The following is a 12,446-nucleotide window of genomic DNA, read 5'->3' as shown; positions in this document are numbered from 1 at the left end:
TATTGATCGTACACATGCACTATTCCCTAAATTTGAGGCATGAGTACAGAGGTTGATATCGACACCCTAAGGGAACAATTCCTGGAGCTGGCCCGGCAGGACGATGTACTGAAAGTACGTGAACTGCTGAACCACCAGAACATCAGTGATGTGGCGGAGCTCATCAATGAACTGCCCGAATACGAAAGCCAGATAGTGGCCAATATGAGTATTCACCGGGCCGCCAGCGTATTCAAGATCCTCGACCTCAACGCACAGAAGACCATCATCCGCGAACTGCCACCTTTCAAGACCGCCGAACTGCTCAATGAGCTCCCCGCGGATGACCGGACAGACTTCTTCGAAGAACTGCCCGGCAAAGTGGTGAAAGAACTCGTGAAACTGCTCAATCCCGAAGAAAGAAAAGTGACACTCTCACTCCTCGGTTATCCCGAAGGCAGTGTAGGCCGTCTCATGACTCCGGATTATATTTCTGTACAGGTTGACTATACCTGCCAGGAGATCCTCAACCTCATCCGGGAAGAAGGGAAGGACAGTGAAACCATCGACGTGATCTACATCGTGAACGACAAAGGCGAGTTTGTGGATGACGTGCAGATCCGCCAGATCATCCTCGCCAGTCCTGATAAAGAAGTAGGCGATATCATCGACTATCGTTATATCACCCTCAATGCAAACGACGACCAGGAAGTGGCCAACCAGATCTTCAAAATGAATAACCGTGTGGCCCTCCCCGTTGTAGATGATAAGAATATACTGCTGGGTATCGTTACCATTGACGACGTACTCTGGGTTGCCAACGAAGAATTCAGTGAAGACATACAGAAGATCGGTGGTACCGAAGCCCTGGACGAACCTTACCTGGAAATGCCCATCGCACGCCTCTTCAAAAAACGCATCGTATGGCTGGTAGTGCTCTTCCTCGGGGAGATGCTTACGGCTACCGTGATGAAATATTTTGAAGATGAGATCGCCAAAGCCGTTGTGCTGGCCCTTTTCATACCACTCATCATTTCCAGTGGCGGCAACAGCGGATCACAGGCATCCACCCTTATCATCCAGGCCATGGCCATGGGCGAGCTGACTGTGGCCGAATGGTGGCGCGTACTTAAAAGAGAGATCCTTTCCGGCCTTATGCTCGGCTCCGTACTCGGCCTCATCGGATTCTTCCGCGTGGTATTCTGGAATTCCATGTTCCATACCTACGGCGATAATGGCACCGAGATCGGTCTCACCGTTGGCTTCTCCCTGCTGGGCGTGGTACTCTGGGGTACCATCACAGGATCCATGCTCCCACTCCTGCTCAAAAGACTGGGCGCCGACCCCGCCACTTCCTCTGCTCCTTTCGTAGCCACGCTTGTGGATGTGACCGGACTGGTCATATATTTTTCCATGGCGTATATGCTCTTAAGTGGTATTTTGTTGTAGCATAAACCAACTTATCATTCAATGAGAAAACATGCATATGCTTTCCTGCTGTTGCTCACTGCAGCATCAGTAAAAGCACAGTCCCCGCTTACCCCGCTGACGGTAGACAAGATCATGCGCGATCCTAAATGGATCGGCAGCTCGCCTTCTTCACTCAACTGGTCAGCCGACGGCAAAATCCTCCGTTTCCTCTGGAACCCGGACAAGGCCGCCAGCGATTCAGCCTGGATCATCACACCCGCCAATCTCAAACCTCAGAAAATGGGCTGGGACGCAGGCAGGAGCCAACCCGATCCCAACAGCATTCAATACAATTCAAAGTATACCGCCTACGTATATACGAATCGCGGCGATATCTATCTCACTGAGCTGAAAACAGGTACCACCAAGCGCATCACGGAAACGATCGATACAGAATCATCACCGGTGTTCAGTTTCAACGAAACACGCATCGTATTCAACCGTGGCGGTAATCTTTATTCCTGGGAAATGAGCACCGGTGCTATCGCTCAGCTCACCAATTTCCAGCAGGGCAGCGCACCGAAAGCAGGCAGTGGCGGTGCAGGGAAATCAGTACAGGAGAAATGGCTCGAAACGGAATCGCTCGCCAACTCAGCCATCCTGCGGGAAAGAAAAGAGAAAAAGGAACAAAGTGATTCTATGGCCAAAACCTACCCGAAGATCAAAACATTGCGCACACTCTTTACTGAAGATAAAAGCGCCGGAGGCCTACAGATCAGTGCAGACGGGCGCTTCATCGCCTATCGTTTGTTCAGGTCAAATAATTCCGGCAAGGGTACTATCATTCCCAATTACGTTACCGAAAGCGGCTTCACCGAAGATATCAGGGGCAGAACGAAAGTTGGAACGCCATCAGGAATAAGTGAATTCTATGTGTTCGACAGCGGGGCCGATACTGTATTCGCAATCAAAACAGACAGCCTCCTCCCCGGCATCAAAGACATTCCTGCATTCTACAAAGATTACCCTGCCGTATATGCGCAGAAAAGCAAAAATCCCGCAGCCCGCAGCGTGAGCATACAAGGCTCTTCCTGGAGCCCCAACAGCCAGTTCGCCCTGCTCGACCTTCGTTCCAACGATAACAAAGACCGCTGGCTGGTGCTGGTGGACGGCGCCACAGGAAAGATCACTCCCCTGGACCGTCAGCATGATGAAGCCTGGATCGCAGGCCCTGGCATACAGGGATTCGGCGGCGGCAATACAGGATGGATCGATAACAACACCATCTGGTTCCAGTCCGAAGCCACGGGTTATTCGCATCTCTATACCCTCGATGTGCGCACACAACAAAAGAAAGCGCTTACCAGTGGCAACTATGAAGTGCAATCGGCGGACCTGAGCCGCAACAAAAAATACTTTTATATCAGCACCAACCAGGTGCATCCCGGGGAACAACATTATTATCGGCTGCCCGTTGCCGGTGGAAAGGCGGAGCAGCTCACGAGTCTCACCGGTTCCAACCAGGTAAGCATCTCTCCCGATGAAAAATGGCTGGCTTATCTCTATTCCTACAGCAACAAACCCTGGGAATTATATATCCAGGAGAACAAGGCCGGCGCCAAACCACAACAGGTGACCAACCTGGCAAGGTCCGCTGAATTTGCTTCCTACAACTGGCGCGATCCCGAACTGATCACATTTCCCGCAACCGATGGCGCTAACGTATATGCTCGCCTGTACCGGCCCGCCAATCCCCATCCCTCCAAACCTGCCGTGATCTTTGTACATGGCGCAGGCTACCTGCAGAATGTACACAAATGGTGGAGCAGCTATTTCAGGGAATACATGTTCCACAACCTGCTTGCCGATAACGGCTACACAGTACTGGATATAGATTATCGTGGCAGTGCAGGTTATGGCCGCGACTGGCGCACGGGCATCTACCGCCATATGGGAGGAAAGGATCTTTCCGATCAGGTGGACGGCGCAAAATATCTCGTGGACAAGCTCGGCGTGAATGCAACCAATATCGGCATCTATGGCGGCTCTTACGGAGGTTTCATCACACTCATGGCCCTTTTCACTCAGCCTGGTGTTTTCAATGCAGGCGCTGCGCTCCGCTCCGTTACAGACTGGGCGCATTACAACCACGGCTATACTTCCAATATCCTCAATGAACCAGCCACAGACAGCATTGCCTATTACCGCAGCTCCCCCATCAATTTCGCAGCCGGATTAAAAGACAACCTGCTGATGTGCCATGGTATGGTAGATGTGAATGTACACTTCCAGGATATCGTACGCCTGAGTCAGAAACTGATCGAACTGGGAAAAGATAAATGGGAACTGGCCGTGTACCCTGTGGAAGACCATGGGTTTGTTGAACCCAGCAGCTGGACCGACGAGTACAAACGCATCTTCCATCTCTTTGAGACCCACCTTAAAAAATAATTTAAGAAAGTTCTCTGGCACAATTTTTCGATAAATTGCGCAATCGATTGACTGAAAGGTTAAAAGAAATTTACTCAGGGTGCGGCCAGTCGCTCGCCCCCTGTTTCATTTTAGTCATCGTTCATGCACCTATTCACACTAAAAAATTCTTTATCACATGTGCGGCATTGTTGCTTATGTTGGACCAAAAGAAGCTTACCCTGTTATTTTAAAAGGACTGAAGCGTCTCGAGTACCGTGGCTATGACAGTTCAGGCGTGGCCCTCCTCAATTCGGGACTGAAAGTATACAAGAAGAAAGGAAAAGTGGCAGAGCTGGAAGACAGCCTCCTGGGAAAAGATGTACATGCAAATATCGGCATCGGACATACCCGCTGGGCAACACACGGTGAGCCCTGCGACAGGAATGCACATCCCCATCAGTCTGAAAATGGCAAGCTGGCCATGATCCACAACGGGATCATCGAAAACTACAGCCAGCTCAAAAATGAACTGGTAAAAAAAGGATACAATTTCATCAGCGATACCGATACCGAAGTACTGCTGAAATTCATCGAAGACATTCAGAAGAACAATAACTGCAGTCTTGAAGAAGCTGTTCGCATTGCGCTCAAACGTGTAGTGGGCGCTTATGTGATCGTATTGATCGATCAGGACAATCCGGATACCCTCATCGCCGCCCGCAAAGGCAGCCCGCTGGTGATCGGCATCGGAAAGGGAGAACATTTCCTGGCATCCGACGCATCTCCCATCATCGAATACACGAAAGAAGTAGTGTATGTGAACGATTATGAACTGGCCATCATCCGTCCTGATGAGCTCATCCTCAAAAATCTCGGTAACGAAAAGATCACTCCCTATGTAACCAAACTGGACATGGAGCTGGCCGCCATCGAGAAAGGCGGTTATGATCATTTCATGCTGAAAGAGATCTTTGAACAGCCCGATACTATTTTCGACTGTCTCCGCGGAAGGCTGGACGCAGTGAACGCCTCCATCACTATGGCCGGTGTTCAAAATAATATCGACCAGATCAAGAATGCATCCCGCATCATCATCATCGCCTGCGGAACCAGCTGGCATGCTGCGCTGCTGGCCGAGTACATCTTCGAAGAGCTCTGCCGCATCCCTGTTGAAGTGGAATATGCATCGGAATTCCGTTATCGCAACCCGATAGTGAAACAAGGGGATGTGATCATTGCCGTATCGCAGAGTGGCGAAACAGCAGACACCCTCGTTGCCATCGAAAAAGCCAAAGAGCAGGGAGCCCTGATCTTTGGTGTGGTGAATGTGGTGGGTTCCAGTATCGCACGCATCTCTAACGCCGGCGCCTATACGCACGCGGGCCCCGAGATCGGTGTGGCCTCCACCAAAGCATTTACCGCTCAACTGGTAGTACTCACCCTCATCGCTCTCAAAGTGGCGCACGAAAAGGGTTCCATCGAAACAAAACGCTTCGTTCAATTACTGAACGAGCTGCATGATATCCCTGAAAAAGTTAAGGCTGCTCTCAAAACGGCCGATGCTGTGAAAAAACTGGCAGACAAATACAAAGACGCCAAAGACTTCCTCTACCTGGGCCGCGGATACAATTTCCCCATCGCACTGGAAGGTGCGCTGAAACTGAAAGAGATCTCCTATATCCACGCAGAAGGATATCCCGCTGCTGAAATGAAGCACGGTCCGATCGCACTCGTGGACGAAACACTGCCCGTCGTTTTTGTGGCTACCAAAGATTCCTACCACGAAAAGATCGTGAGCAATATCCAGGAGATCAAAGCAAGAAAAGGAAAAGTGATTGCCATCGTAACCGAAGGGGATGAAACCATCACCGCCATGGCGGATGATGTAATAGCAGTTCCTGAAGCCGACGAAATTGTGGCTCCGATCCTCAGTGTGATCCCGCTCCAACTGCTGTCTTATTATATCGGTATCGCCAAAGACCTGGACGTGGACAAACCACGTAACCTGGCCAAGAGCGTGACCGTGGAATAATATTGATCACCATTAGCTTTCTTGTGTATGAACCAGATCCGGAAAAGCCCCATCAATACGCTGGGTTATAACTTCATTCCCGAAACCTACCTGCCCAAAGGAAAGGATGAGTACTACCTGCGCAACCAGCAATACAGGAATGGCCTTCATTACAGGCATCTTACCGCATACGAGATAGAGATGCTGGTACGCAACCGCAACACTTCAGACAACTGGAACAATATCATAGTGTCCGATGCCTTCAACCCGGAACTGGTGCAGGATTGCAAGTTCTATGGTCTGGTGCGCATCGGCAAACTGGAACCATATTACCTGGAATTCCATAATCTCCGCAGGCCTGTTGGACTTTACAACAGCACCATCATCAGTTGTGATTTTGGAGACAATGTAGTTGTAGACAATGTGAATTACATCTCTCATTATATCACCGGCAACGAAGTGATCCTGGTGAACGTGAATGAGATCGATACCACCGACCATTCCAAATTTGGCAATGGTATTCTCATGGAAGGTGAAGACGAAGCCATCCGCGTATGGATGGAAGTATGCAACGAGAATGGAGAACGAAAGATCATGCCCTTCGATGGCATGCTTCCCGGCGACGCCTTTCTCTGGGCCCGCTTCCGCGATGATAATACCTTACAACAGAAATTCAAAGATTTCACACAGCAGCAGTTCGATCTGAAAAGAGGCCGCTACGGCACCATCGGGGACCGCACCGTGATCAAGAACTGCCGCATCATCAAAGATGTGAAGATCGGCACTGATGCCTATATCAAAGGCGCCAACAAGATCAAGAATGTGACCATCAATTCTTCTGCCGACGCCAAAACGCAGGTAGGTGAAGGATGCGAGCTGGTGAACGGTATCATCGGGTACGGATGCCGTGCTTTCTACGGCGTGAAAGCTGTTCGTTTCTTCCTGGCGCCTCACTCGCAACTAAAGTACGGAGCGCGTTTGATCAACTCCTATCTCGGAGAGAACTCCACTATCTCCTGTTGTGAAGTATTGAATTCGCTCATCTTTCCTTCGCACGAACAACACCATAACAACTCTTTCCTCTGTGCAGCATTGCTGCAGGGGCAAAGCAATATGGCAGCCGGCGCTACCGTTGGCTCCAATCATAACAGCAGAAGCCCTGACGGTGAGATCATTGCCGGACGCGGGTTCTGGCCCGGCCTTTGCGTGAGCCTCAAGCACAATTCGAAATTTGCCACCTTCACCATCCTGGCGAAAGGCGACTTCCCCGTTGAGCTCAATATCACGATCCCTTTCACACTGGTGAGCAATGATGTTACCCACAACAAACTGGTGGTGATGCCTGCCTACTGGTTCCTCCACAATATGTATGCCCTGGCCCGCAATGCCTGGAAATACGGGGACCGCGACAAACGCATCAACAAAACCCAGTTGCTGGAATTCGATTACCTGGCTCCCGATAGCGTGAATGAGATCCTCGATGCCATCACACTGATGCAGCAGGCTACCGGCAAGGCCTACCTGAAAAGTACCAAAGGCAATAAGAAGTTCACTGCTGAACAACAGATCGAAGAAGGCAAACGCCTGCTTGAAACAAAGGATCCGCTTGTGAATGACCTGGAAATACTGGTGGATGGATTCGAGAACAGCAGCAGGCCCGCGCAGTTGATCAAAGTAACTGCAGCCTATCATATCTTCAAAGACCTCGTTACTTTCTATGCTGTTCAACAGCTTATCGCCAACAGTGGTAAGCAGTTCAAACAACTGGAAGAGCAGATCAACAGCATTCCGGCAAAACCTGTATTGACCAGCTGGATGAATATAGGCGGACAACTGATCCAGCGAACAGCCATCAACAAACTGGTTACGCAGATCCATCAGGGAAAAGTAAAAAGCTGGGAACAGGTGCACGCTTTCTACAAGGACCAGGCAGACAAATATCCTGCTGAGAAATTCCAGCATGCGATGGCTGCGCTGCAGACAGTACACGGCATCCACCTGAAAAAAGCAAAACCTGAACAAGTGCAGCAATTATTGCAGCAGGCGCTCGCGGTAAAGACCTGGATGGTGGAAGGCATCTATGAATCCCGCGCCAAGGATTACAAGAATCCATTCCGTAAAATGGTGTATGAAACCAATGCAGAGATGAACAAAGTGCTGGGAAAATTAGAAGATAATTCTTTTATCAAACAGGAAAGAGCATCGCTGGACCAATATAGGAAGACGATAGCTGCGCTCTCGCGCAGGATGCAATAAGTTCCGCAGCAATACTCGAAATAAAAATATCGGTTATAAAAAAACGGCAGTCCTGAGACTGCCGTTTGCATATTCAAAACCTGGGTAACATTTATTGTTTGATGAACCTGAAGCTGCCTGTTTTCTGACCATTATCCAGGTAGCCGGTGATCTGGTAAGCGCCGGCGGGGAGCTTGCTGAAGTTCAGCCATACATCCTGGCTGCCAGCGCTCAGTGCGGTCTGTTGCTGATGTATGATCCTGCCATACATATCAGTAACGGCGAGGCGGATATTTGCCCTGGACGATGCGCTGATATTGAGTTTCGCCTGACTGGTAACCAGTGTTGGCATCATGGAGTTGATCACCCAGCCTTCTGCATTGCTGAAGATGGTAACTATCTTACTCATGTTCACCACACCCTGCTGATCGATCATACGTAACTGGTAGTAAGCGGTTTTCTTTGGTAATTGCTCATCCACAAAACTGAAAGCAAGCTGTTGTGCGGCAGCGCGGACTGTTCCAATCTGGTGGAAGCTGGTGCCATCTTCCGAGCGAAGAATTTCAAACCTGTCGGGGTTGCTGCTGGCCGTAATGGTCCAGTCGAGCTTCGCAGACGTATTGGTGAGTTTCTTTCCATTGAAAGCAACCAGGTATACAGGTAATGGAGAGCCAGGTACTACACCGAAAGTAAACGGGCTGAAACTGCTGAGTACTTCAGAGGTGACAGATCCTGTGGGAGTATTGCCTGGTGTTAATTCTGTACCGGTTGCTCCTTTAGCGCTTTCCCAGCTTGCGCCATTGAAATGCGCTACCACAACTTTGTCAGGGCCAAAGGCGCCAGGCACTGCGGCTGCGAGTGAGAGTGTTACAGCAGCATTGCTTCCGGATGCTTTGCTGATATTCCAGTATTCAGAGGTGGATACCTTATAGAGCGGGGTTGAAGTGGCAGTACTACTGTAAGATGTGGGATAATACCTCGCGGAATATTCAGACGCTGTAGCATCTTCCGGAGTTACTACGCAGGGGCGGTAAGCCGTTCCGCCAACCGGAAAACTGTAAGCCACGTTGGATGCAGTTTTGCGAACTACCGCGCCACCGGCCACGAATGCATTGCTGCCTGCGCCGGAAACAGATCCGGCATCGGGGTTATTAACAGTGAGGTCATTGCCATTGGCAGTGATGATACCATTACTGCCAGTCCATTCAAGTCTTCCTGCAGACAACGGCTTCAGCAGTATCGCACCATTCACATTGTTCAATCTGAGTTTCACCTGGTTGGTGCTGTTATCGATGGTGTTGGAAACTATGTCTACATTTTGAGGATTATCACCATTCAGTTCAACCACAAAGAGGTTGGCGCCGGTTGCCGTAGATGCACAACCGAAAGTTCCGGAAGTTTGTGTAAAGCTGCCTTTGATTTTCACTACGGTCGGGCGTGTGGCAGCAGTGATGGCTGACCCGCGCAGATCAAAGCGACCGCCTGATTGAATGAAGTTGCCATTCACCTGCAGTGAACTGGAATTGTCTGCCAGGGCATTATTGTTTCCCAGTGTTACCCAGGAATTACTGCCAATCTGGAAAAATCCATTCACGAGGTAATCCAGAGCAGCCCCTGAAACGGCAAAAGCGTAAGCTAATATCAGGTTATTGTTATTGGTATTGAGTACCTGGAAATTTCCCGCGATGGTCATACCAATAGGAAGTCCCCAGTTGATCTCGTTAGACATACCAGGGCAATCGAAGATCAGGTTACCGATGGAAAAATTGTTGGGTCCGTTGATAGCGGCTGCACCGGTTACTGCACCAGTGATGCGGATGGTGGAAGTTGCGTTCCAGGTGGCGCGGGGTGTGCTCAGTCCATCCCTGGCGATCCTCAACTCAGAACCTGCATTGAAGAAAAGATAATTGAGACTGCTATTTGCAGCTTCGATCCACCCTTTATTACCGATTATGATCGAGCCACTTACATCCACACGATTTCCAAAGCCGGATGTAACCGGTAATGAAAAGCGGGGACCATTGGAAGTATTTACAACACTATTATGCCCTCCAAAATACCATGTGCCATCGATCCAGGCTCTCGCATTATTAGCGAACGCAAAATTGAACGGCACATCTGCGGACACACTGTCTTCCAGCCTGCTGCCGGTTTCAATGAGCAAAGCATAATCAGGGCTACCGGTTCCGGTTGCAGTGATCGTTGCTGATGAAGAAGAGTAAATTTTGGCGGTAACGCCATTTCTTACAATCATGGAGAGCAGGCTGATGGAAGTAATATCCACATTCACCACCGGAGCACCTGTTTCGAAGATGGCGACGTATGTTCCGCCGTTAGGCACCGAAACACCGGAAACAGAACCATCAGACCAGTTGGCAGGGTTGCTCCAGTTTCCATTTGCCGGACCAATCCAATATCTCGATTGTGCATGACTGGTAGCAATGCAACAAAGGGTGCATGCTAAAGTAAGCATGTAGAGTTTTTTCATACATGAAGTAGTTTAAGAATCAGGAAGCGAAATGCACAGGAGAATGGATCCCAGAGGTTTTTGTGGTAGGAAACAGAATGGAATTAAAAGCTAACGCTGTGGTTCAGGGGACCAATATACAATAAAATTGCCATAACCTGCAAGGCCGGATTAAAATTGATGGAAGGAAAATTCAGGCTATCCCGTTATGGGTAAAAAGACTTCAATTTCAATGCCAGGGCCACAAAAAAGCCCCGGAATTTCCGGGGCCAGTTTCTTGCAAGAAGTTTATGCGGATAGGCATTAGTGCTTCGCTGCAGCAGTGTCAACTGCTTTAGTAGTGTCTACTTTTACAGTAGTGTCTTGTACAGGGGCTACAGTTGTGTCTGGAGCTGGAGCTGCATTAGCAGTAGAATCAGCTTTAGGTTCTTCTTGTTTACCGCTGTCGTTGCAGGCTACGAGAACACCAGCTACAGCCAAAATTGCGAATAACTTTTTCATGCGAACTTGCTTTTAGAGTTTAATCAGATGGGCGCAAAGGTATAAGCTTTTTGATATTATGCAAGTGATTTGACATATATCATTTAAAACTTTTTTTACTTTTTGCGGAAAAAAAGTCTCACAGGAACACCTTTGAAATTGAAATTTTGCCTCAGCTGATTCTCCAGGTAGTTCTTATATGGTTGTTTTATATCATCTGGCAGGTTCGCGAAAAATGCAAATGAAGGTACATGAGTAGGCAGCTGGGTTACATACTTGATACGGACCGGATTACCACGCACTACCGGTGGGTGATAAGACTCGATCGCTTTCAGCATCACCTCGTTCAATTGGGAAGTAGGGACCTTTCGTTGTTTGTTGGAATACACTTCCAGCGCAGCTTCTATCGCTTTATGGATTCTTTGCTTGTCTTTCGCGGAGATGAAAAGCACTGGTACATCAGTGAAAGGGGCGATCCTTTCTTTCAATACCTTTTCATAATCCCTGGCCGTGTTGGTTTCCTTCGCCATCAGATCCCACTTATTCACCAGCAGAACGATGCCCTTACCTTTCTTAACAGCCAGGCTGAAGATATTGAGGTCCTGCTGGGTGATGCCTTTCTCGGCATCCAACAGTAACAGACATACGTCGGCTTCATCCATGGCTTTGATGGCGCGGATCACGGAATAGAATTCCAGGTCTTCATGCACTTTGGTCTTACGCCGTATACCGGCCGTATCGATGAGCATGAAATCCTTCTGGAAGAGATTATAACGTGTATGGATAGTGTCTCGGGTTGTGCCTGCGATATCGCTCACGATGGTCCTCTCCTGTCCGATCAGTGCATTCAGCAGGGAGGATTTGCCCACATTGGGTTGCCCGATGATGGCAAACCTGGGGAGCTCATTGATCTCTTCCTGTTCTGCTGCTTCCTTATCTGTGATCAATTCTGTAACGGCATCCAGGATCTCACCGGTACCGCTTCCGGTCATGGAAGAGATGAAGAAGATATTATCGAAACCGAGGCTGTAGAATTCAGTGGCTTCCAGCAGGCGCTCGGGATTGTCCACTTTATTCACGGCCATGAATACGGTTTTGGAAGTACGGCGCAGTACATCGGCCATGGCTTCGTCCAGGTCTGTGATACCGGTAGCGGCATCGGCCATGAAGATGATGGCATTGGCTTCTTCCACGGCTATGAGCACCTGCTTTTTGATCTCGCGCTCGAACACGTCCTCGCTTTGCGGAACAAAACCTCCGGTGTCTATCACGTTAAAGGTTTTGCCGTTCCACTCGCAAACACCATACTGCCGATCACGCGTAACACCGCTCTGGTCATCCACGATGGCCTTGCGCTGCTCCAGCAGACGGTTAAAAAAAGTACTTTTCCCTACATTCGGTCGCCCGACAATTGCTACAGTAAAACCTGCCATGATGTGATCCCTGAGTTTT

At 49.4% G+C, this 12,446-nt stretch carries 7 protein-coding genes; 4 read left to right on the top strand and 3 right to left on the bottom strand.

What is annotated here, in order from left to right; all coding sequences use genetic code 11:
* The first annotated feature begins 39 nt into the window (after positions 1 to 39).
* From mgtE to FSB84_RS13560, 4 genes are all read left to right on the top strand, one after another.
* Entirely contained in the window at positions 40 to 1,428 is a 1,389-nt protein-coding gene (gene mgtE, locus FSB84_RS13575) for a magnesium transporter (protein WP_130544412.1), read from the top strand.
* 21 nt (positions 1,429 to 1,449) lie between these two features.
* A complete protein-coding gene (locus FSB84_RS13570; RefSeq protein ID WP_130544413.1) occupies positions 1,450 to 3,840 on the top strand; it encodes a prolyl oligopeptidase family serine peptidase in 2,391 nt (796 codons plus the stop codon).
* A gap of 157 nt (positions 3,841 to 3,997) precedes the next feature.
* Positions 3,998 to 5,833, top strand: coding sequence for a glutamine--fructose-6-phosphate transaminase (isomerizing) (gene glmS / locus FSB84_RS13565; RefSeq protein ID WP_130544414.1), 1,836 nt, complete (start codon positions 3,998 to 4,000; stop codon positions 5,831 to 5,833).
* Between the two features lie 27 nt (positions 5,834 to 5,860).
* A complete protein-coding gene (locus FSB84_RS13560) occupies positions 5,861 to 8,068 on the top strand; it encodes a DUF4954 family protein (protein ID WP_130544415.1) in 2,208 nt (735 codons plus the stop codon).
* A gap of 91 nt (positions 8,069 to 8,159) precedes the next feature.
* Here FSB84_RS13560 and FSB84_RS13555 read toward each other — a convergent pair whose 3' ends face one another.
* The 3 genes from FSB84_RS13555 to der all read right to left on the bottom strand — a co-directional run bounded on the left by FSB84_RS13555 (position 8,160) and on the right by der (position 12,427).
* Complete coding sequence (locus FSB84_RS13555; RefSeq protein WP_130544416.1) at positions 8,160 to 10,535, bottom strand: T9SS type A sorting domain-containing protein; 2,376 nt, start codon at positions 10,533 to 10,535, stop codon at positions 8,160 to 8,162.
* Between the two features lie 282 nt (positions 10,536 to 10,817).
* A complete protein-coding gene (locus tag FSB84_RS13550) occupies positions 10,818 to 11,015 on the bottom strand; it encodes a hypothetical protein (protein WP_130544417.1) in 198 nt (65 codons plus the stop codon).
* A gap of 95 nt (positions 11,016 to 11,110) precedes the next feature.
* Positions 11,111 to 12,427, bottom strand: coding sequence for a ribosome biogenesis GTPase Der (der, locus tag FSB84_RS13545; protein WP_130544418.1), 1,317 nt, complete (start codon positions 12,425 to 12,427; stop codon positions 11,111 to 11,113).
* Positions 12,428 to 12,446 lie beyond the last annotated feature (19 nt).

Source organism: Pseudobacter ginsenosidimutans, assembly GCF_007970185.1.
GTDB classification, from domain to species: Bacteria; Bacteroidota; Bacteroidia; order Chitinophagales; family Chitinophagaceae; genus Pseudobacter; species Pseudobacter ginsenosidimutans.
This window is presented reverse-complemented; position numbering and strand designations above follow the sequence as displayed.